The 21,668-nt window shown below is 34.8% G+C and carries 18 protein-coding genes and 3 pseudogenes; 7 read left to right on the top strand and 14 right to left on the bottom strand.

From position 1 onward, the window contains the following. Window positions 1-55: 55 nt before the first annotated feature. The 8 genes and pseudogenes from NSQ59_RS01600 to NSQ59_RS01565 all read right to left on the bottom strand — a co-directional run bounded on the left by NSQ59_RS01600 (window position 56) and on the right by NSQ59_RS01565 (window position 7,204). Window positions 56-2,545 carry an FtsX-like permease family protein gene (locus NSQ59_RS01600; RefSeq protein WP_340828770.1) on the bottom strand — a complete coding sequence of 830 codons (2,490 nt, stop codon included), beginning with the start codon at window positions 2,543-2,545 and terminating at the stop codon, window positions 56-58. Further along, a complete protein-coding gene (locus tag NSQ59_RS01595) occupies window positions 2,529-3,305 on the bottom strand; it encodes an ABC transporter ATP-binding protein (protein ID WP_340828768.1) in 777 nt (258 codons plus the stop codon). The genes NSQ59_RS01600 and NSQ59_RS01595 overlap by 17 nt, the downstream gene beginning before the upstream one ends. Window position 3,306: 1 nt before the next feature. After that, window positions 3,307-3,873: a 2'-5' RNA ligase family protein gene (locus tag NSQ59_RS01590; RefSeq protein ID WP_340828767.1), complete on the bottom strand. Its 567-nt coding sequence runs from the start codon at window positions 3,871-3,873 to the stop codon at window positions 3,307-3,309. Between the two features lie 59 nt (window positions 3,874-3,932). Beyond that, window positions 3,933-4,249: pseudogene (locus NSQ59_RS01585) on the bottom strand (cupin domain-containing protein). Window positions 4,250-4,331: 82 nt separating this feature from the next. Then, entirely contained in the window at window positions 4,332-5,405 is a 1,074-nt protein-coding gene (locus NSQ59_RS01580; protein ID WP_340828765.1) for a DUF3626 domain-containing protein, read from the bottom strand. A gap of 21 nt (window positions 5,406-5,426) precedes the next feature. Further along, the gene (locus tag NSQ59_RS01575; RefSeq protein ID WP_340828763.1) at window positions 5,427-5,756 is read right to left on the bottom strand and encodes an HIT domain-containing protein; all 330 of its coding nucleotides are present in this window, start codon (window positions 5,754-5,756) and stop codon (window positions 5,427-5,429) included. Window positions 5,757-5,981: 225 nt separating this feature from the next. Next, the gene (locus NSQ59_RS01570) at window positions 5,982-6,536 is read right to left on the bottom strand and encodes a GNAT family N-acetyltransferase (RefSeq protein ID WP_055737935.1); all 555 of its coding nucleotides are present in this window, start codon (window positions 6,534-6,536) and stop codon (window positions 5,982-5,984) included. A gap of 134 nt (window positions 6,537-6,670) precedes the next feature. Further along, window positions 6,671-7,204, bottom strand: a complete 534-nt coding sequence (locus NSQ59_RS01565; RefSeq protein ID WP_340828761.1) for a GNAT family N-acetyltransferase — start codon at window positions 7,202-7,204, stop codon at window positions 6,671-6,673. A gap of 1,140 nt (window positions 7,205-8,344) precedes the next feature. On the opposite strand from NSQ59_RS01565, the gene NSQ59_RS01560 reads away from it, so the two are divergent. Both NSQ59_RS01560 and NSQ59_RS01555 read left to right on the top strand, forming a co-directional pair. Further along, window positions 8,345-8,698, top strand: coding sequence for a hypothetical protein (locus NSQ59_RS01560; protein WP_340828760.1), 354 nt, complete (start codon window positions 8,345-8,347; stop codon window positions 8,696-8,698). Window positions 8,699-8,863: 165 nt separating this feature from the next. Further along, complete coding sequence (locus NSQ59_RS01555) at window positions 8,864-9,466, top strand: hypothetical protein (RefSeq protein ID WP_340828759.1); 603 nt, start codon at window positions 8,864-8,866, stop codon at window positions 9,464-9,466. 285 nt (window positions 9,467-9,751) lie between these two features. On the opposite strand, the pseudogene NSQ59_RS01550 reads toward NSQ59_RS01555, so the two are convergent. The 3 genes and pseudogenes from NSQ59_RS01550 to istA form a co-directional block, all read right to left on the bottom strand. Then, window positions 9,752-10,893, bottom strand: a pseudogene (locus tag NSQ59_RS01550) (IS110 family transposase). 618 nt (window positions 10,894-11,511) lie between these two features. Further along, on the bottom strand, window positions 11,512-12,264 hold the full coding sequence (gene istB / locus NSQ59_RS01545; RefSeq protein ID WP_055741121.1) for an IS21-like element helper ATPase IstB: 753 nt from the start codon (window positions 12,262-12,264) through the stop codon (window positions 11,512-11,514). A 5-nt stretch (window positions 12,265-12,269) separates the two neighbouring features. After that, window positions 12,270-13,556 carry an IS21 family transposase gene (gene istA / locus NSQ59_RS01540; RefSeq protein ID WP_055738371.1) on the bottom strand — a complete coding sequence of 429 codons (1,287 nt, stop codon included), beginning with the start codon at window positions 13,554-13,556 and terminating at the stop codon, window positions 12,270-12,272. A gap of 731 nt (window positions 13,557-14,287) precedes the next feature. Here istA and NSQ59_RS01535 point away from each other — a divergent pair. The 5 genes from NSQ59_RS01535 (at window position 14,288) to NSQ59_RS01515 (ending at window position 19,019) form a co-directional block, all read left to right on the top strand. Further along, window positions 14,288-14,722 carry a hypothetical protein gene (locus tag NSQ59_RS01535; protein ID WP_340828756.1) on the top strand — a complete coding sequence of 145 codons (435 nt, stop codon included), beginning with the start codon at window positions 14,288-14,290 and terminating at the stop codon, window positions 14,720-14,722. A 66-nt stretch (window positions 14,723-14,788) separates the two neighbouring features. After that, window positions 14,789-15,589, top strand: a complete 801-nt coding sequence (locus NSQ59_RS01530) for a hypothetical protein (RefSeq protein WP_340828754.1) — start codon at window positions 14,789-14,791, stop codon at window positions 15,587-15,589. 1,330 nt (window positions 15,590-16,919) lie between these two features. Continuing rightward, a complete protein-coding gene (locus NSQ59_RS01525; RefSeq protein ID WP_340828753.1) occupies window positions 16,920-17,045 on the top strand; it encodes a hypothetical protein in 126 nt (41 codons plus the stop codon). 13 nt (window positions 17,046-17,058) lie between these two features. Beyond that, window positions 17,059-17,724, top strand: coding sequence for an ATP-binding cassette domain-containing protein (locus NSQ59_RS01520; RefSeq protein WP_340828752.1), 666 nt, complete (start codon window positions 17,059-17,061; stop codon window positions 17,722-17,724). Between the two features lie 716 nt (window positions 17,725-18,440). Continuing rightward, window positions 18,441-19,019, top strand: coding sequence for a recombinase family protein (locus NSQ59_RS01515; protein ID WP_340828750.1), 579 nt, complete (start codon window positions 18,441-18,443; stop codon window positions 19,017-19,019). Window positions 19,020-19,121: 102 nt separating this feature from the next. On the opposite strand, the pseudogene NSQ59_RS01510 reads toward NSQ59_RS01515, so the two are convergent. The 3 genes and pseudogenes from NSQ59_RS01510 to NSQ59_RS01500 all read right to left on the bottom strand — a co-directional run bounded on the left by NSQ59_RS01510 (window position 19,122) and on the right by NSQ59_RS01500 (window position 21,340). Beyond that, a pseudogene (locus NSQ59_RS01510) lies at window positions 19,122-19,672 on the bottom strand (GNAT family N-acetyltransferase). Window positions 19,673-20,103: 431 nt separating this feature from the next. Then, complete coding sequence (locus NSQ59_RS01505) at window positions 20,104-20,373, bottom strand: hypothetical protein (RefSeq protein WP_340828749.1); 270 nt, start codon at window positions 20,371-20,373, stop codon at window positions 20,104-20,106. A gap of 28 nt (window positions 20,374-20,401) precedes the next feature. Then, a complete protein-coding gene (locus NSQ59_RS01500; protein WP_340828747.1) occupies window positions 20,402-21,340 on the bottom strand; it encodes a DUF6973 domain-containing protein in 939 nt (312 codons plus the stop codon). Window positions 21,341-21,668 lie beyond the last annotated feature (328 nt).

Here is a 21,668-nt window from a genome sequence, read left to right as displayed (position 1 = left end):
CATAAAAAAGCGAAATGACTCATATTTCTTGAATACCAGTCACCCCGCTTCTATTTCATTTATTATCCAAACTAAGTTCGGTCGATATTTTCACTTTTGCTAGTTTACTAGCAAAAGGCACGAATACAACAATAGCCATTCCAATTAGGATTGCCATAATAATCCCTATAAATGGAAAATTAAAATGCAGCCTACTGCCTGTATCAATTAGACTGATGACATACGTTAATGCTGTTCCGGCAAGGGATCCTAAAGCTATTCCAATTAGGATATAAAGAATAACTTGTGTCATAATGACGATAATGACCCCTCTTTTGTTAATGGACAAGGTGCGTAAGATCGCAAACTCCTTCCGTTTGGAGTGAATATTATTGATTAGCGTATTAAATACTCCAACCATCACGCATACTACCATAATCGCGATTACGGCATAGAAGATGTACAATCTTTGATCAATCATTTTATTTGCCTTTTTCAATGATTGTTGATAGCTATTGATTTCTAATTCAGGATATTTCATTTTTAATGCTTCTAATTGTTTCAACGTATGTTTTTCGTTATCGCTGCTAATAAAAACTCGATCCAATGCTGTATGTTGGTTTCTATATTTGCTGCTCCAATCCATCATTACATCAAATGAAAGCGGCAGCTTATCGACAATTGCCGCTATCCTTGCCTTACCAATTGGTTTTTGCTTTTGTTCTGCTTCAAAGAAATTTCCTAGACGGATTGTATCTCCAGCTTTCACTTTAAACTTTTTCGCAAAATTTCTGCTAACGATAAGTTGATTCTTTCTAAACTTAATGTTCTTTGATATCAACCCCTGGCTTGCCATTTCTTTTAAATCACCTAAAAAATAATCAAACGAATAATAATTATCTGCTTTTATCAGATCCAATTGCGTAGGCGTGCTGACAGTACTTGCCCCTTTAATACCAGATAATTTCACTATCTGTTTTTTTATTTCCATAGGATCTAATTTCGAATCATAATTCAATCGGCTTGTGACAACGATATTAGTTTGATACTCATTTTTTAAATACTGTTCTTGATTTTTCTTGATTGTTTCCATTAACGTGGAGCCAAAAATAGTTATAATCATTAATGTACTGATGGTCAGCATCACAAAGGTGTTCTTTCTCACCTGCGGAATCACATTTTTTATAGATACAAAAGAGGTCCTACCTAATATACTCCTTATAAGAGGCAATAACTTATGTAAAAAAGGAGCCAGGTAAACCGGAAACAATACAAAAATTCCAAAGGTTATAAGGATGCCTGCAAAAAGGAAGGAAAATACTTGGTATGTATCCCCTTGAACAACAAGCTTTCCGAACAAGATAAAGAATAAGCCACCAATGATCATGCTATATCCTATTACTTTACGGAATTTTGAATTGGCAAAATCGTTCCGCTCATTTTCTTGCATGATTTTAAGCGGCAGTACTTTTGAGCTCCGATAAGCAGGAATTAGCATGAAAATCTCAATTAAAACAAAGCAACTAAATGCCAGCAAAAGGGCGAGTTTTGGATGGAAATCCATTGTATCCACGTGGATCGCAAACCATTTTTGTATACAATTTTGGATAAACTGATTGCTAAGAAAAGCTAGAAGGAATCCTAATACAGCACCAACCATCACCATCAAGCTAGATTGAATAAACACAATATTAAACATTTGCTTGGACGTTGCACCTAATGACCGCATGATGGCGAATTGATTTTTATACTTATATAAAAAGACTTCAAAGTTGGCGATGATTAATAAAGAAGAAACAAATAACATTAGAACCGAAAGAACCGTCATAAAAATTTGATGTGATGTGAGATTGGTCTTTAGATATACATTCTCCTCTGCTAGATCAATACGTAAGCCTTGGTCCACTTTCCGTATTTCATTTGCCAACACAATTGGATTATCACTTTTTTTAGCCTTTATTAAGATATAAGTCGCCTCTATTTGTTTACCCGTTTCTGCCGCAATAAATTTCTTCGCATCGTCACGAGAGATAAGAAGAATATCGGGTGCTACCCCGGACGCATCTAAGTTATCTAATAGCTCTTTTATTTTAAAAGTTTCATTTTCAATCGTTATCTTTTCCCCAGCACGGACCTTTAAGGCTGCCGCTAACGATTTATTGATCATCGCTTCGTTGGCAGAAAGGTCCTGATGAAAATGATATTTACTTTTAACAAGCGAATCATTCTCAACTCCAACTGTATAAATATCGTTATATGTATGGTTGATGTTTAAATGTGTAAGCACCACATTGGAGTAGCTTTGTATACCTGGTTGATCCGTTATCCTCTGTAAAAGTACTCTATCAATAATCTTATTCTGTTCAGGATTGTATCCTACTGACAAATCCATATTTCCGTACATTTTCTTTACTTCATTATGCAGTGTTTGTTTGGCATTAATCGAGAATATGGCTAATGTGATGATGAGTGAGACGGACAATATAACACTAATAATGGACGAAATAGCAATAAATTTATTCCGGTAAAAGAAACGCAGCGATACCCCTTTAATAGACTTTATCATTAGACATCTCCATTATTTCTTGAAAGGTATGTAAAATATTCGCCATATTATCTTGATTGCTGGCACATTTATATTCGTTCACTATTTGTCCATCGTGAAAGAAAAGCACTCTGTCTGCATAGGTTGCCACCTTTGGATCGTGGGTTACCATGATAATACTTTGTTCAAATGTTTTTTTCATATCGATTAATACATGTAAAATCTCTGTAGAGGTATTGAAATCCAAATTTCCCGTTAGCTCATCCGCTAGTATAATCGGAGGAGCAGTAATTAGGGCTCGTCCAATTGCAACTCTTTGCTGCTGCCCTCCGGAAAGCTGAAATGGCCGATGTCGTCTCCAGTTAGATAGTCCGACGAGTTCCAGCATGCCATCCACTTTTTGTTCCAGTGTTTCTTTTTCCACCCCTTTGAGGATTAGCGGAAGAGCAATATTTTCTTCCACCGTTAAATCCTTTAAAAGGTTAAAAGATTGAAAAATGAACCCAATATTATCCCTTCTAAACTGAGCAGCATAGGGCTCTATAAACATATTGCGATCATGCTTTCCGTTCAGCCAGATTTTCCCCTTATCAGGCTCATCCAACGTACCAAGAATATTAAGGAGTGTACTCTTACCTGAACCGCTTGTTCCCATCACGGCAAGCAATTCGCCCTTTTGAAGATCAAAGGAGACATTTTTAAGTGCCTGGACTTCATACCCGATTCCTTTATACGTTTTCCAAAGACGCTCTACGGTTAACACGATTTGGTCGTTTGCCATCTTACACCTCGATTGTATTGGATAATAGTTTCTTAGAATACACTTCCGGTGCTGCTATACATCGGCCATCTGTTAAAATCGTTTCTATCAACGCAACCTCTGTTATCCTTGCGTCGATTGTGCTTAGTTTTTTAGAACAGTTCTTAAATGCTTCACATAATTTGTCGTGGGATAACCGATTGGCTAATGTACAATGCGGAACCCATTTTCCCGGCAAGTAAAGAGAATCAGGATTATCATTAAACCTTTTGAAAAAATCGTGATGTGTTCGATGAAGATTGGACAGAGATGTCGACATGGTTGGGGATAAAAACAATGTTCCTGAGTTTAAGAATGTTCCTAATGAATTAAAAGTTATTTCTACTTGAAAAGTAGAATCGTAAAATTGATCCATCGATTGGATCATTTCATCTTTATCAAGATGATTATAGCTTGCGATGGTGATATGCGGTTTTCGGTCCTCAACCTCCTCCGCATAAAAAGAAATGGATTGTTTCCTTAGGTCTTGCCATATTTCTTTTATTAGGTTTTCCGTTTTCTTGTCCAACAGTGCGATAATTGCGAACATATACCTCTCACTCTCCATGAATTAGAAAATCAATCCTCATCCGTTTCAATCCAATCCCCTTAGCTATGTGGTTGTGAGATGACCAAAAACTCTATGTCATTGGGGATTCATTCTTCATTTGGTGAGGATTGCAAGGAGAAACCTCCACTCCTTCACCTGTATGTAAGATAATTCTCTCACCATCTTGTTCTAATATCGCAGTTCCGGATAAAACATAGAAAAACTGCCGAGAATGCTGATGGTAATGGCGAACCTCTGATGTATACGGAGGCATTCTTTCATGAATGACACTTAGGTCTTTATTCTTCACTAGGTGCCATCCGTCACATTGCTCTCCCCATGTATAATGTTCTGAGTTATGTTTACTTACCTTCATTCATACTTCCTTTTTCTCTTTGGAATACCTCTTTTTAAGATTTATAGGATATAGATGTCATATACTCATTCGAACCCTACAATCATCCATATTTTACAAGAACATGCCAAAGCTGTTTTAAATGCTGGAATGTTTCCTCCGGCGTTCCCCAATCCTCCCAATATTCTGGTTTATGATAGAAAGATGCAGCTGCATTGCCTATCGTAACTGCATCGAGCAGACCGGAAGTATGTGCATAATTTTCATCCACTCGCTTAGCAAGAGGCGGCATCGCTGGACCTCGAAAATCATCGGGTACAGCGGAAATAGCTAATTGAAATCCAGGATGCCACAAAAGTGTGATGGAATACTTTTCACAGAGTTTTTCCATTAAAACACCCAGTTGTGTATCCTTAAAGGATGGGTCGGCTACCAATGCCTCAACATCTTTAGATAGGTCTATATCGCCATGGATTTGTGCTTCGATATAATCATCTAGAGAGCGTCCCAATTTACTTAGCTGTCCGCTGCATGATGGAAGGGTAAGAAGTTGCTTTACCACATCGGCAACATCCATATCAGACTTACCAAGGGCCTCTCGATTTATTTCAGCCACTTCTAATAATGCAGCCATGATTGGTTCAAATGTGTCAATTGTTCCCATCACATCAGGTCCTGTATGACTGTCCCCAAAAGTAAAGGTGCAACACTCCAACATATGTGGTTTTAATCGAAAATGACATGAACCAAAACGTGGTGAAGCACCATCTGCATAATTCATTAAGTTCAATCCGCCATACTTAGGACGTTCCACATTTCTTACGGAGGGATTTTGATAAGCCGCGCCAAACAAAATCTTTTCCCACTGATCCCGATCGCCACCCGCAAAAGCTGTCTTACTTCCGTTTGTAACCTGGGTGACAAATTGACTGTAGTACATTCCATCTTCTATAAAGCACTCCATAATGGTATGTCCATTTGAAAGAATTCGATCAGGATGAAAATTGAGCGTTACTCTCCCATAAGTGCGAATAATGGACAGCAGTTCCTTGATCGAAACAGATATTCTGTTCCGGTTAAAAATATCTATAATCTTTTCAATCGATTGACTTTGAGACTCTTTCGCTTTCAACCTCACATGGTCGATTGCAACGGATTGAGCATGAGTCAATTCCATCTAGTACACCTCCATCCACTATTATCTCAGTGGTTTTCCAAACACAATATGCCAATGCAGATGTTTGGAATCCTGATAGTTTCCTATATTCGTAATGACTCTGCACGCACCGTTTTCTTCGGTTACCGTTGCGGCAACTTTTCTAATAACATCGAATAACTCCATAAGTAATTCGTTATCTTCATCTTGAAGGGTGATAAGCGACGAAATATGCTTTTTCGGTATCGCTACGATATGAACTGGATAAAAAGGTTTTGTATGATAATAAGCTAAAACATTCTCTGTTTCCATTACCTTGTTTACGGCTGTCTTGCCGCTTAGTACCTCTTCACAGTAAAAATCCTCCGTCATAATGTCACCCCTTTTTTAGATAAACGCGGACTCAGAATCCGTTATTTTTAATAAATGCCCTAAATTTGAGGACTAATCGGACACTGAGTACGTTAATTGTGTAAAAACACAATGAAATCACTGCTTTTTTCTTAAATAACGGCTCCTATGTCCGCAAACAGAAGGAATAAGCCCATTTTGTCACAGATAACGGAACTGTTGTCCGATAACGGGGAGATTTGGTTATCATAGATTCCTATCTTTTACCCAATCAGTCTTTAGAATTGAAAAAACAAAAGTATCGTATGAAACCCCACCTTGATAGATATAACCTCTTAGCAGTCCCTCTTTTTGAAATCCCAATTTTAACAATAGATTGGAAGACGGGTCGTTTTCCGGAAAGGTAACGGCACCGATTCGATATAAATCCAATTCCTCAAAGCTGTATTGCAGAACTGCTTTTACCGCTTCCGAAACGATTCCCCTCCTCCAGAAATCCGGATGCAGCTCATATCCAACTTCTGCACGTTTGCTCGTGATAACAAGATTATTTAATCCGACACTTCCTATGTATTCACCTGTTTCTTTTAAAATCATTCCCCAGCGAATCCCACGCTTTTCTTCAAAATTCCTTGAAAAGGAATGTACCATCTTTTGAGCCTGTTCCTCTTCCTGAAAAGGTATCATTCCATAATAACGAGTTACCTCTTCCCGTGAAAAAATATCATAGATTGCCCCTGTATATTCTTCGGTGATTTCCTTAAGCATTAATCGTTCTGTTTCTAAAATAGGAAATGACATAAATAACACCTCTTTTCTTAAACTTTGTTGCATTTGTATAGGGAAGTCCTTGGTTATAAATGGAGAAACTTTATAAGAAAAGATTCCCTAAATCCTGACCAGCTTAGAATTTATATTGTGAAAACAGCTTTTATTTAAGATACCGTTTCAAACGCAGGTGGATATTTCACCTTCCCCTTGATTCCCTGTAAAGAATCTTCCTTCAACTCGATCGCCATAAAATATGGGTCCTCCACATTATAAGGACATTCAATTCCGAACGAGGTTTGCGAAGGAACAAACCCAAATTTAGGATAGAAATCCGGATGTCCGAGTACAAATACATGACAATAGCCTAGCTCACCGCAAGCCCGCAACCCCGCCTTAACAAGTTCCAACCCAATTCCGATTCCTTGGTATTCCGGTTTTACCGACATTGGCGCAAGCCCAATAGTCGGAATCTCCCCTTCATTTGTTTCTATGAAAATTTTGCTAAACAAAATATGTCCAATGACGTCTCCGTCTTTCACCGCAACGAGAGATAATTCTGGTATAAATAGTTCACTTTTCCGGATAGCTTGAACTAAATTTGCTTCATTTAGTTTATTTCCGAACGCAAAATAATGTAGTAAGCGAATTTTTTCATAATCAGCTGGCGTTTCCGAGCGAATGATATATTCAAAATCCAATTTCGCTCCCTCCTTTGATGGTAAAATTTTACTACAATTGTTTTTGTATGTATAGTGAATATTATAAACAAAAAATATTTTATAAATTTTACGATTTTAATTTGAACAATTGGAAAATAAATGAAATAATAAGACAAAATAATGAGGAAGGATCCCTGCGTCGAAGAGGGAAAGCGAAGCAACTACAAATCATTTTTTCAAGCAGTATAAGAAGGATTTTGCAGATGGATTTCGAGTGGTAAAGAGGCAGAAAATGTCTAGATACATTAAAGTTGACTACTTTACATTAAAGTTCGCTACTTTACATTAAAGTAAGTTACTAATGTACACCCAAAATTAATGTACTGAAACATCTATGTAAATCCTTAATTAAAAAAGTTTGAACTAGGTCGAAGGAAAATCAGGTGAATCCTGGTTGCCCTTCGGTCTTTTTTTTATGGACAGTAGATTGTGAAGAAATGCACTTAAACTCCAATGAAAATAAAAAGTGAAAAAAGGCATACAACCCAGAAAAACATTTTTTTAAAAATGCTACTGAGCCTCCTGAAGATCATTATAAAGTTGAAAAAACGCTTAGAATAATCCACCTTTCTATATATATTAAACATTAAGGTTCAGCTAGCGCAACGATCAGAAAAGGATTAATCTCCCATGAGTGCTACCCATCTAGGGCGCGACAGTCGGTGGTACACCGTGATCGTTGGAGTCAGACTAACGGATGGGCTCAAAGGCACCATAGTGTATCGACCTTCTTCGCCAGCCATTAAACATTATGGACTTGGAACCCCATTTTCATCCTCTGTGGTGCAGCGCTGATTTATGTGCTGCATGGGTGACTAACGGGGCAGATTAGCATTCCTGTAGATAGTTAAATATCAGGTTTGAAAAAATAAGAGCTCCTCCTTAGATTTGAGTTTTAGAGTGGTGTCTATACTCTTATCTTACTGAGGGGCTCTATTTTTTTCAAAGTCGAGATTAACGCACTACAGGAATGCTATAGGTGCAAGAGTTAAAGATCCAGCTGCCATATCGGCGGCTTTTCTTATTGAACAAAAGGGGCGGATTAGTAAAATAAGGAAGGAATTATGGGTGGGGTGTCGAATTACATTTTTATCCGATATTGGATAGGGTGATTGAAACGTGTTAAAGGGCAAAAATTTGAAGAAAGAAGTTTTTAGCATTTTACTTTTACTTATTATTTGTTTTGCATATGCATACCAAAAGCCAATATTGACAGCTGGGAAAGCCACAGATTATGCAGCTTTGTGTTTGCAATTTCCACCAAAAAGATTGGGAATAAAAGCCGTGGATATTAATTGGGATGACATTACCCCAAAGAAATTTTCCATTGATAAAAAGAGTGGCTTTTTAAATCAAATCACTAATCAACGTGAGTTAAGTGTAACGCTGAAAGCTAAAAATGGAGAAGAGCTAAACGTTAGGATGGACGCATATAATGGAAGGTGCCTTGAAGTGACTGGTCCATTAAATTAACGGGAAGTCCTGCGGCTTATTGAACTAATGGGTGCAAGAGTTAAAGATCCAGCTGCCAATTAGGTGGCTTGTTCTTATTTGACTAAAGGGGCAGGTTTGTAAAATAAGACTTGCCTTACCAGATTATGTTAAAATAAAGCTATTATTACCTTGGAGGAGAAAAATATGAAGAGAATGCCATTTGAACCACCAACAGAACACTATGATGAGCATATTGAAGCAATTGATGAACAAATATGCCATTTAATTAAGCAACGGAAAGAACTTTCAAAAAATAATCCTGGTTTTCCAACTAAACAACTTATAGCTGATTGGTCTATAAAATATAATTTTTATGAGGATTTTCTAAATAGTGTTTTTGGACATCTCTTAAATGAAGAGATATATAAACCTGTTGTAGAGCCAAAAGGTTTTCTGAAAAATATACCAATATTAAAGTCATTTGAGAAAGATGATGTATTTTATTCGGTAACATATGTAGGTCAATATGAAAATGCCAGTGTTGTTCATTTTAATATTGATAGAGAAGATGTTGATGATGAAATGCCCAGAAGTTTTCGAGAGCCTACCTTTTTTAACCTTTCCATAGAAGGTAATGAAGTTGATTATGACTGCCGAAATGAAGGAGGTGGCGGCTCAAGAGGGCATGTATCCTATACTTTCATCGTATCACCAGCTTTACCCGACGATTTTTCCGAACTAAAATTAGTCTTTAAACAATGTAAAGTACCATTTCAAAAACCAACGGGTTTTGAATTTGTAATTTAAGGGGGCAAAATTTACTTAATTAACCCGTAACCTTATTCAACTAAAGGGTGCAAGAGTTTAAGATCCAGCTGCCAATTAGGTGGCTTTTTTCTGTGAAAATAAAATGGGCGAGCACTGGCAAAGGGTTTTGAATAGATACGACACATGTGCAATTTAAATTGGCGAACATGAGATTTGGGGCTTGTAAACGTGATTTTTTAGAAAAAAGACAACACTAAATAGAGGGTAGGATCTCTACTTTTTTTAAAAGATCATAACCTTGAGGAGTATTGTATTGTTGGATGACTAACTGGCTATAGATGGTTCAGAGAAGTGTTGCTTATTGAGAAATAAGGTATAAATAATTCTTAGAATTTTGTGTGCTATTGCCTGTAAAGCTTTTTTCTTACCCCGCCTTGCAGAAAGAGACCAAAAAACATTTGCCATTGAAGTATTTTTCGACCTTGATATTGCCCATGCGACCTCACATAAGGCTGATTTTATATGTGGATTTCCCGGCACACTTTTAGAACTTTTTTTTTACCAGCACTTTCATTATTTCCGGGTGAAACACCAGCCCAAGAAGCTAAATGTCTAGACGAAGGAAATTGGCTCATGTCTGTTCCAATTTCAGCAATAATACAAGCTGCCGTATGGTCTTTAACTCCAGGTATAGATAATAGAATTTCTTTTTCTCCTTGGTAAGAACTTAGAATTTTCTCCATGCGGGTTTCCAGTTCTTGTATAGATTTTTCCATGTACTCTATATGACTCCATGAGCTTTTGATCATAAACATTTGATGTTCATTTAGCGTTCCAAAAAGGGATTCAGATATAGTATCTGCTTTTTTTCGAAGTGAATGATGTATATTATTATCGATATCTGTTTTATCAAGATACCCTTTTTCCACCAGCTGATTTAAAAGTTTACGACCTGAGACTCCAAAGATATCAGAGATAACGGAGCCAAGTTTTATGTTAGAACACTCAAGTACTTTCGAGATTCTATTTTTTTCCGCAGTTAAGTTACCAATCCATTTCTTTCGTAATCGAGTTAAATCACGTAACTCTCTAAGATCTTGTGAGGGAACAAAACTTTTCTCAATTAAACCATGACGAAGAAGTTTGGCAATCCATTCTGCATCGGAAACATCAGTCTTACGACCAGGAACATTTTTGATTCGTTGGGCATTGGCAATGGTAATGTCAAAATATCCTTCAAGGATATTAAAGACAGGTTTCCAATAGATGCCCGTACTTTCCATAGCAATGTGAGTGATTTCTCTTTCCTCTAACCATTTCAATAATTCAAAAAGACTTTTGGTTAGGGTTGAAAAGGTCTTGATTTCTTTTTGGATGACTTCATCATTAGAGCCTGTTAAGGCACAAACAACAATTTCTTTTTGATGAACATCCATTCCAGCACAATGAGTTAATAAAATGTCCATAAGGAAAAACCTCCAAAATAATGTCTATGGAAAGTGGAATAAGCTTGGTCAAACAGCATTTTTCTGTACGTGATCATCTTCAAGAGTTGAAGAGTCGACATAGGGGTGTACACAAGGCAAATTCCAAACAGTTTCTTATACAGGGTTGAACCACCACAAAAAGCCACGTAAAGATTACTTTCCATAGCATTAACCAGTATGGAAAAATGGACAAAAATAAAAACCCCAGCATTGAAATAATTTTCATGCCGGGGTGTGAGTGTAAAATCATGTATGTTTCTTATTTAAGCCCTTATGTTACAGCTCATGTTAATCGGTTTGGTAAATACCGCATTGATCTTAACCGTATACCACCTAAACTTCCGTTTGAGGTACCAGTAGCAAGGGAAAAAAGTATGGCTTTATCAAAGTGAAGGAGTGACCTTACGTGCTAGATATTGATAAGATTCGCTGGATGATGAACAGGAGGGATTCAAGGTGGTGGGAAGAAGACTCGTGGGAAGTTTATACGAAGCTTCGTTACGATATGTATGAGACGATGGATTTTTTAATCACCTGTTCTACCTATAAATGTCAACACAAATATGTACACTTTCGCTTGTATAAGAATGTACAAAATTACTCATTTTCTTTCGCTAAATGATTCTTTAAACGATACGATTCTCCCACGATTGTAACGACAGTCGCGTGATGTAAAATTCGATCTAGAATCGCGTTTGCTAACTTCGGCTCTTGAAAGATTTCATCCCATGATTTAAAGTTCACATTCGTTGTCAATATGGTACTTCGTTTTTCATAACGCATGTCTATGAGCTGGAAAAAGAGCTTCGCATCTTCGGCATCAATAGGTAAATAACCTATTTCATCAATTATAAGCAGCTTGTATTTTGTATAATGCTTTAAACGGGCTTCTAATCGATTTTCTAGGCGTGCTCTCTTTAGATTTTGAATAAGGTCATGACACTTTATAAAATAAGTACTAGTTCGTTTCTTTGCTGCCGTAATTCCGATGGAAGTGGCCAAATGGGTTTTCCCCACGCCACTTGGACCTAGAAAAACGATATTCTCATTCTTTTCAATAAAGCGAAGCGTTAAAAAGTCTAAAATCTGTTGCTGATTGACGGACGTTTGAAAACTAAAATCAAAATCCTTTATTTCTTTTAAGTGCGGAAACGCACCCACTTTGACCATCGATTGAATCATATTTTGCTCGCGTACATCGATCTCATAATTCGTTAATTTGATAAGTGTATCAATGAACGACATTTGATTATTCACGCTGAAATCGATGACTTCGTTTAAATGCAATGTCATTTGCTTTAACTTTAAATACTCTAAATTTTGTAGGAGTCGTTGGTAATTCGTTGTCATTGGATTCATTTTTTATACACCTCTCCAATCGCTGCTAAATTTCGTTTGGCCAAATCATTTATATCTGGAAAATAAGGCATAGATACACCAAGTGCTTCTTGATAATGAGCCTCCTGATAATTTAGCTTCTTGTTACTTATAGGGTGTTGGGCGATCAGCTCTGTGTTATAATAAATCCATAATTGATCATCATACACTTGTAAGCCTACTTTCTTTCCTTGGTACTTTGCGGGTACCGAGTATTGATTCGATTTGTAGGAAATCATGTTTGAGGCATTGACTTTGACAAGCGTATGTTTGATGCGATAAGAATCTCTTACTTTCTCAGTTGGTAGCTGGTGTAAGAGGTTCTTTTCTTTTTTAAATTCAAAAATAGGAATCTTCCCCGTACCTTGATGCATTTCATGATTTATCCGATTACTTAAATCTTGCACAAACTGATGTAACTCTTCGAGGGTTAGCTGTCCCTGATAAGCATGGATTTCATCCAGTAGCTTCATTGTTGTTTCTACTTTTCCTTTTGTTCTTGGTCGACCAGCTATACATGGTCTCACTTTAAAGCCAAAGTCTTTCGCAAATTGAGCGAACTTAGGATTTACTTTTCCAGCGAAATACTCTGTTCGTGCTTCATCCATTACGGTTTTCATGTTATCCGTCACAATTTCATCAGGTACTCCCCCAAATGTTTCAAATGCATCCGTTAGAAAGGATAGAAGCACACGTTGAGATTTTGAGACACTTAAATGAAAAGCACGGAATCGCGAATAAGAGAGAAGAAAAACTGCCACATTCACCTCTACTTGTTCCCCATCCTTTGTTTCAAATAGGATACTTTCTTTCCAATCCAACTGGGCTTGTTTTCCTGGTGGTGTTTCATATCGAACCACTCCTTTAGGTGAGGCAATCCGTTTATCTTCCTCAAAATAAGCTTTAAATTCTGGTGTACGTGCAATATAAGCACGAAATGCAGAGTCTGAACATTGTAATCCATGATTATCTTTTAAATACTGCCAAAGTACCCGTCGGTAATAGAAAACTTGTTTAGAATCCTCGGAGAGGAGAGCTGCAATGATCTCATAATACTCATCTATTTTGGATGGCTTTTCTCTCTTCCGTTTCGGCACAAATCCCTTTAGGTATTTGTCAATTGTCCTACGATCTACACCTAACTCTTCTGCTAATTTACTCTTATTGATTTTCATTTTTAAATGCTCCATTAGTTGTTTGAATTTTGGTAAGTCTGAAAGACTAGTAATCTCAAAATTGGTTTCAACATTTAGCGCCATATACATACTAATCACCCCAAGATTAGTATGAAATGAGCAATCCATTTTGTACATCTTTATTCAAGCACGATTGTACATATTTAAATTAGCATTTCTATTCTACCCAAGAATTAGAAATTATTGAATGGGAACTTAATGACTTAATGAACGATTTTAGTGATAAAAATGGCGAGGGAGAATTTATTTACTTTCTTGAAGATCTTGGAGAAAGAAGGTCAGAAAGTTTGCTAGAATCAGTTAGGGAGTTCAAAGATAATAAAAAGGGAGATGTCGTTGATTAACAGAAACGTATTTATGGCCTTGTTCAGCAATCAGGAGACCAGATTGTTGAGGAGGTAGTTTAGCATTAAAAGTGGGGAACCGTATCATAAGTAACAGTAAACTTTATCCTAATAGATTATTTAAAGTTAGTTAGATTATAAGGAAAAGGGAAATCATCTGTTGTTGATTTCCCTTTTCCTTTTTTGATGGATTTTAAATATAAGCTATTTTGTCACAATTGCTGTATATCATACATGGGTGGCCTTTCTTTCGGTTTATCCAAAGACTCAGCCCTAAGCATCAAAAGATCTTTCTTCCATCCTTTTATATTCTTTAGCAAAATTTTATGTTTATAATGCGTTGATAGTCCAAATTACCCAAATTGATAAAATTGTGTAAAAATTTGCAGAATTGCATGGATAAAAATTGAAAAAAATGTTATTATTTGTATTGCAACAAAAAAAGGGGGAATTAAAATGAAGATTGGAAAGAAATTAGGATTAGGAATTGCTAGTTCAATGATGTTAATTGGGCTTGCGGCTACAAACACATTTGCAGCTACTGGAAATACGACAGACAAAAACTATTATGGGGAATTTGATAGATCAGTTCTATTGCCACCAGAGATGGACCTTGATGTAGTTGATTGGAAATATAACGATTCATCTGTCTATCAAAAGAATGAGTTTATTGGAAATGATTATAAAATGAAGCTTAATGTGTTTTCTACCTACGGTAATGATTCAGGGGGAAATTATGTATGGGTATCTTCCGGAGAACATAAAAATGTTCCTAGTGTAGCTTATGAAAAGCATGGAGCTTGTGAGGTTAGCTTGCATGCTGAATTAAGTACTGCATCGCTAGTACACGTTGCTACTAAGGGTGTTTGGAGTCCGGATTCTAGGAAATAAAACAATAAGGAAGGAATATCCTTTTAAAAAGGATATTCTTTCTTATTTTTAAAATGGAGGATGCCAATGTTTATACGTTTTTTAGGGATTGAGTTAAAGAAGGCACTGTTTAATAGAGTATTCGCTTCAATTATATTATTACTAAGTATCTGTTTTTTTATAGATTTTTATTTTAATTTTTTAAAAGTAATAAATGATCCGTGGTATGATAAAAAGGCTATGTATTTTTCCTTTAATTATTATATAGGTACCGGTCCTAGTCAGTTTAGAATAATTTTTTTATTATTGCTACCATTAATTGTATGTATGCCTTATGCTTTAAGCCACCTAAATGATCGAAAAATAAACTACCAATTATTCTTGCTAACAAGAATATCCTTTTGGAAGTATTATTTAGGGAAAATGATTGCAGTTTTTTGTTCCGGAATATTAATAACTGTCTATCCATTTATTCTATCTTTCATTATTATAAATATATTAATGCCTATACGTATAACAAATCTAACAAATGTAGAAGGCCTAGTGGTACTTCGTTCTTTGTTACCTGAACATCCTTTAAAATATATGGTCATTTATATGGTAATAACAGGATTGTTTGGAGGAATTATAGCTGTATTTACAATGTGTACATCTATGTTAATAAATCATAAATTTATTGCAATGATTTTTCCATTTCTTTTAAGCTTAATTTATGGTTTTATAGTAGAGACATTTGGAAAACCAAATTATGAACCTCATATATTAGCTGATCCATCTCAACCAATTGTAACGATTACATGGAATTGCATAATAGGTGTCGGAGTCGTAATGTTTATAATATCTATAATTGGGAACTATGTAGGGATGAAAAAGCATGCACGTATTTAATAAGTTTTCCGCTTATAACAGATTAAGATTAAGTTTCCAAATTATCCAAATTAGAATAATAATATGTATTATTACTATTGTTTTTTGTACTGGTTTCACTTCTTTTGAATCTATAAAATACTTTGATTCGACTAGGAATGTAGTTCCTAACTTTTGGGAGTTTTTTATTATTACTTTTGTTTCTAATGCTACGATTATATATATTCTTCCGTTTTTTTTCTTGTTTATCAATAAAAAGATAAACCATTACGAAATATTAAGATTAAGCAGTAGAGAATCTATATTTTCCTTATATATCAAACGTGGTATTAAAATCTCAGCATTTTACGTCTGTACTTTATTCCTTTCAGGATTATTTTGGTTATTAACGTTTCACTCTAGTAGTTTCCATTTTTCAACGCATAATAGTATTCTTAGTGAAATAAGAACACCTATGAATTTAGATATATATATAATTGTGCGCTTTTTCTGGGTATTTATAGGCTTTTTTCTATATTTGATTATTTGCTACCTAATTTGCTTAGTAGCATCATTCATAGTAAATAAGGTCGGCGAAGGAATAGGGATTTTTCTCGTCTTATCAATATATACTATAGATGTTTTTGTTACTAATTTTTCATTGATTACTAAACAAACCTTTTTCCAACTAGAGCAATTAGTAAGCCTTAAAGGACTTGCAATTGATTTTATTTATCTAATTGCGTGGATTGCTGTATTGTTATTTATTTTATTTAAACGAATAAAAGAAGCGAATTTTTTAGAGTAGGGGATTGTATGATAAGGTATGATCTTTTAAATGTATGGAGAAAGAATAATATAAAATGGTTTTTTTTAATTTTCATCTATTTGATTCTAACCAGTATAACATCTTGGAAATTAAAAGGTGAAAATACTACATTCTTAGATATAGGGGGGGGGGGTTTTTGGAAAGGGAAATTCTGCAATACCTTTATCATGGTTGGCAATCATTGTTATGCTTTTAATGATAAATGGAAATTATGCTTCCGGGGAACTTAAAAATTCATGTGCTGTCATGCTTAGAAGGGGGAATAAACATGAGTGGTTAATAGGAAAAATTCTATATTCTTTTGTGGTTTCGGTTCTTCATGTAACTCTTTTGTGTGTAACCCTAATGATTTTTAGCGAAAAATCATATAATGGATCCTCTATTTATATACTTGGTAATCTTATAATAACAAGTATTTATATTACGCTTTTTCAAACTTTTATTCAAATCTTGTTAACTTCTGCGCTAAGTTTTATTTTTTGTTTTATATTGTTGATACTATCACTCTATTTGAACACTCCTTATCTTCCGGGAAGGCATTTAATGATTGATCAAATACATGAACCATTTTTAATAAGCGACCTAACATTTATCTTATGCTATGGAGTAATTCTTTTTATTTTATATATTATTACGACGGAATATATAAAGAAAAAGGATTACATTTAAAGGGGGATTCATTATGATTGAAGTTCGAGAAGTCTCTAAGAGCCTAAAAAACTCAAACATTTTAAAAGATATCAATTTATCTTTATATAAAGGAAAAATTTATGGGATTAAAGGAATTAATGGTTCGGGGAAAACTATGTTATTAAGAGTAATTTGTGGATTATTGATACCTGACAAAGGAAGTGTAATGATAGATAGTAAGGAGTTGCATAAAGTTATTTCATTTCCTCCTAGCGTTGGAGCTGTAATTGAAATGCCGGAATTTCTACCCCAATTTACTGGAAGGAAAAACCTGGAAATACTAGCAGGCATAAATAATAAAATAGATGACAATGCAATAATTCAATCCTTAAAGGTTGTAGGGTTGGATCCGAATGATCGAAGGAAGTATAGAAAGTATTCATTGGGTATGAAACAACGTTTATCTATAGCTCAGGCAATCATGGAATCACCAGACTTATTAATTTTGGATGAGCCTACAAATGCTTTAGACCAAAATACTATAACAGGGTTGACTCAGTTTTTGTTAGATTATAAAACAAAGGGGAAATGTATTATTGTATCTAGTCATGACTTTCAATTTTTAGAAACAATAAGTGATGAGATTTTCCATATAGAGAATGGAAAGATTATTAATCATTCGATTATCAAATTTAACACAAAAACAGTACTAAAATAAAATGCCAGCAAATATTGTGTAGAAAGCTTTAGTTGATAATTGGGGTACTGTCCTAACTTTGAACTTAAAATATTTATTTTTTTAATTGACTATTAGATTGAATTTAATATGCAGGAAAAGGAAAACAAATTAAGAATAGGAATGGGTTATTCTAAGCATACCTTAAAACAAGCTTCGGTGTACAACGATAATTTAAAGGTGAACGATGTTATTTTCTGCTAGGACCCCAATATTAGAGTCATTCTTTTTATTGATATAACAACCATATTTATTGGAACACCTATTTATAAAGGGAATAAAGTAACGGAAATAATCATATATAAATAAACAAAATTCTTTTTAAATCTTTAAACCACACAAAAGCCTTTGTTCTAATACCAGTGGCAACTGATATTTTGGAGGATAAAATGATACTCCCTCTAAAGACGAACAATATACTTTATATCAAGTTGGCAAGAATGCAATTCCTTTAATAAAATAATGAAGAAAGCCGAATTTTCCTATTCTAAGGAACTTCGGCTTTCTTCATGTCGAATTTTGCGATCGAGCACTTTAATGGCGCAATCAATTATTTATTCACTGATTGATTTTTATCGTTCAGTCTATTTTTTATCAATAAGGTCACCCTATTGATAAGAATTTACCCTCTTGATATTATTAGGTTTGTAGACTCTCAATAACACCTATCAAAAATATATACTAAAAGAGGACAAAATATGATTTATGGATATGCCCGAGTAAGTACACAAGATCAAAACCTTGATACCCAAATCGAACAACTTACAAAGTTTGGAGTAGACGACATTGTAAAGGAGAAAATCAGTGGTGTTTCTAAACAGAAGCAACAATTGGACGAACTTCTTTCCAAGATTACAACTGGTGATACCTTAGTTGTAACTCGAATGGATCGCCTTGGTCGAAACACTGTTCAGTTGCTACAGCTAGTTGAACAGCTTCGAGAAAGGAACATCCACTTTGTTATCCTTAATTTAGGAATTGATACAAGGACACCTACTGGTAAATTCTTTTTAACTGTGATGGCAGCATTTAGTGAACTAGATCGAGAAATGATTAAAGAAAAGCAACGTTCCGGGATTAAATTGGCCAAGCAAAAGGGCAAATATCGAGGAAGAGTAAAAAAATATACGGATAAACATCCAGGAATGAACCACGCAATTGAATTACGAAATACAACGGATAAAACGGTAAAGGAGATATGTGCCATTACAAAGGTTAGTCAGGCTGCGTTTTATCGCAAGCTAAAGGAAATAGAGGAAAAAGAGGGGATACAATAGAATGTAAATTATTCCCTGTGTGGCCCCTCAATCCTCGAATCGTTTCCGTACCCCTTCAAGGCTTCTACTCCTAACTCAGAGTCACTATTCGATAATACTTTTTCAATGGTTCCCTCTTTCGGAGTTGAACTTATTAAAGTCAGTTTTTAGCATTCCGAATACAATACTATCGGTCCACTCATTTTTATTCCAAAAGTCTTGTATAAAGTGAGCTTCTTTTCTCATCCCACCCTTCTACATAATTTTTCTTATGCTGTATTTCGTGCATCTAGATTCGCTTGAATACGGTGGACTTTTACAGCTTTAAATAAATGGTTTATTAGTGCAATAAATGCCTCTGTTGCATATCCTTGTCCAGACACAGATTTTGACAATGTATAACCAATTTCAACAGTATCTTTCATATCTGTGTACCAAATAGATAAATCGCCAATTACTTTATCGTCGATTAAGACCGCTAAGCTCAAGGCATTTTCTTTTGTTAATTGATTATTATTTAACTTCTTATTAAATTCCCTTTCTTTATTTTCATGGGTCCATTTAGCATGCAAAAGATATTGACATGTTGAGTCATCATTATAGATTTCATAAACGTCATTCAGATGATGTTTTTCAAATGTTTTAATCAGTCGCCGGTTAGTTTCAATTTTCATTAAATCACCTCTTTAAGACAGGAATATCCATATGAGTAAACGGCACAACTTTTATATTCAATTATGCAACAATCTGGAATTTATTGGAATAAAACATTTGAAGTTTTTAAACAACTTTATTGTAATTAAACAACTTTATTGTCATTCAACAGAAAGAACAGTGCTTTTTAAAATAAGTCTTATACGCAAGCTTAAAAGCTATTATCTACAATACATGCTCAAACAACATAGAAAACCGGAGAAAAAAGAAGAAAACAAGAGATTGGGATTCTTATTATTCCACCGATTTTTGGACTATTTCCCAAAACGAAAACCCCCGAATTTGACCAAATTTGGCCGAATTCAGGGGTTTGTTTGTAAGACTGCTTCCTGGATTGGATGTTATGTTAATTTGGAAAGTTTGCCCTCATTATAAACAGCTTTTACTATCATTAATTTTTATTTTTTCTAAAAGCAAGAGCAGTCAGAATTAATGCAATTAATATTAGAAGATAAACAGGAATCATCCATAAATGATAGATTGAACCAGGATCACCTTGTTGAAACCCCGTGTTAATATCTATGTAACTCCAATGAAAACTTACAGGATTGTCAGCTTTTATAGAAAACTTAGGAAGGTATAACAATTTTTTTGTAACCTGAACAATTACGTAAATTAAACTAATTAATAACAGTAAAACCGCAACTAATAATTTTTTCATATTTATTCAACTTCCTTATATTGTGTTATTATCGCATTCTACCACCAGATGAAGTTGCAATAAATTTTCCTTCAGATTTAGTTTTTACTCCGGCAACAATATCTTCAGGTGCAGCATAACCTGAAGTATAACTACGAATACGTACCTTTTTACCATTGGATATTGAATCGGCTATTTTATCCGATACAACAGAATCACCATACGATTTCCAATCCGTTCCATCCACTCGGCCACGATAATTATTTTCTATATCCATCTTAATATCTAGATCAATAGTTTTTTGTCCTGGATTTAAGTTTTCATGAGCATACCCTACTTGATAAGCCCAATCTCTATTAATATTTTTCGTCATTAAAGCGTTCCAAAACGAATGTCTAAAAGCATCTCCATTTCCTTGCCATAACGTATATCTACTAAAACGTTTTTCGGCTTCTGCACTTGCTACATTTGCAATATTTTTCGTTTTTGCAGCCCAAACGGGATGATCGGAAAAAAGCTTAATTTCCTTCGAATTTAATCCAAGTTTACCTAATCCATATTCTACAGGAGGATAAGTACTTTGTATCATCATTACAGTACTATCCGATTTTTGTTCACTTATTACAAAAGCCATTTGTTGTTCTTCGGTTGCTAAATTTGGAGAAATATTATTTTGAATTAGATCTGCAAGTTCCTGTTCTGTAATCTCTCCATTATCAAATTGATCAAAGTAATTTACCATTTTATTTCTAATACCATCAAAAAATTTACCATCTGAAGCTTTTTGTTGTGCATCGAAAGTTTTAAGTTTACTAGGATCTGGTGATGGTGTTATAGGGATATTTGCTATTCCCCCTACATCACTATCAAGTTCACCGGCATCTTCCGCTGGTGAAACCGGATCAAGTTCCTCTGCTAGTGCAGGAGAACAGATAGCGAAAATAACGATTCTTAAAATTGATAGTATTGCAAGTTTCATTTTCTTCATTTAATCACCGCGATTATATTTTATAAAATCATAACATTTAGATATTTGGGAAACTACCTTTTTTTGAAAATATATCTATAATCATAGTTCGATTGTCTCGGTAGAATTGCTATTAAAAATAGAGTGAGATAGAGAACTTACTAGAATATTGATATATCAAGGTTTTTTAACATTACCAAAAACATAATAGATGTTATGTAAACAATAAAGAATTATAACTTTCACTTCAAAAATTGCATTTCGAGCGTTATAACGTATCAATTAATGAAATTTGTAGGTAATTTTGAAATGAAAAATAAGGAGGATACGTTTCTTTTTGTAGGGGAAA

Origin of the sequence: Margalitia sp. FSL K6-0131, assembly GCF_038008735.1 — a bacterium.
Classification (GTDB): Bacteria; Bacillota; Bacilli; order Bacillales; family Bacillaceae_C; genus Margalitia; species Margalitia shackletonii.
The sequence above is the reverse complement of the archived record's forward strand: the minus strand, read 5'-3'. Positions and strand labels throughout refer to the sequence as shown.

What these genes read in the sequence shown, in the direction of transcription:
- NSQ59_RS01590 (WP_340828767.1), bottom strand. Translation starts at nt 3,873, where the DNA reads ATGTTCGCAATTATCGCACTGTTGGACAAGAAAACGGAAAACCTAATA.
- NSQ59_RS01595 (WP_340828768.1), bottom strand. Translation starts at nt 3,305, where the DNA reads ATGGCAAACGACCAAATCGTGTTAACCGTAGAGCGTCTTTGGAAAACG.
- NSQ59_RS01505 (WP_340828749.1), bottom strand. Translation starts at nt 20,373, where the DNA reads ATGAAAAAATTATTAGTTGCGGTTTTACTGTTATTAATTAGTTTAATT.
- NSQ59_RS01520 (WP_340828752.1), top strand. Translation starts at nt 17,059, where the DNA reads ATGATTGAAGTTCGAGAAGTCTCTAAGAGCCTAAAAAACTCAAACATT.
- NSQ59_RS01570 (WP_055737935.1), bottom strand. Translation starts at nt 6,536, where the DNA reads ATGTCATTTCCTATTTTAGAAACAGAACGATTAATGCTTAAGGAAATC.
- NSQ59_RS01575 (WP_340828763.1), bottom strand. Translation starts at nt 5,756, where the DNA reads ATGACGGAGGATTTTTACTGTGAAGAGGTACTAAGCGGCAAGACAGCC.
- NSQ59_RS01525 (WP_340828753.1), top strand. Translation starts at nt 16,920, where the DNA reads ATGATTGATCAAATACATGAACCATTTTTAATAAGCGACCTAACATTT.
- NSQ59_RS01515 (WP_340828750.1), top strand. Translation starts at nt 18,441, where the DNA reads ATGATTTATGGATATGCCCGAGTAAGTACACAAGATCAAAACCTTGAT.
- NSQ59_RS01530 (WP_340828754.1), top strand. Translation starts at nt 14,789, where the DNA reads ATGTTTATACGTTTTTTAGGGATTGAGTTAAAGAAGGCACTGTTTAAT.
- NSQ59_RS01500 (WP_340828747.1), bottom strand. Translation starts at nt 21,340, where the DNA reads ATGAAGAAAATGAAACTTGCAATACTATCAATTTTAAGAATCGTTATT.
- NSQ59_RS01555 (WP_340828759.1), top strand. Translation starts at nt 8,864, where the DNA reads ATGAAGAGAATGCCATTTGAACCACCAACAGAACACTATGATGAGCAT.
- NSQ59_RS01580 (WP_340828765.1), bottom strand. Translation starts at nt 5,405, where the DNA reads ATGGAATTGACTCATGCTCAATCCGTTGCAATCGACCATGTGAGGTTG.
- NSQ59_RS01600 (WP_340828770.1), bottom strand. Translation starts at nt 2,545, where the DNA reads ATGATAAAGTCTATTAAAGGGGTATCGCTGCGTTTCTTTTACCGGAAT.
- istB (WP_055741121.1), bottom strand. Translation starts at nt 12,264, where the DNA reads ATGACAACGAATTACCAACGACTCCTACAAAATTTAGAGTATTTAAAG.
- NSQ59_RS01535 (WP_340828756.1), top strand. Translation starts at nt 14,288, where the DNA reads ATGAAGATTGGAAAGAAATTAGGATTAGGAATTGCTAGTTCAATGATG.
- istA (WP_055738371.1), bottom strand. Translation starts at nt 13,556, where the DNA reads ATGTATATGGCGCTAAATGTTGAAACCAATTTTGAGATTACTAGTCTT.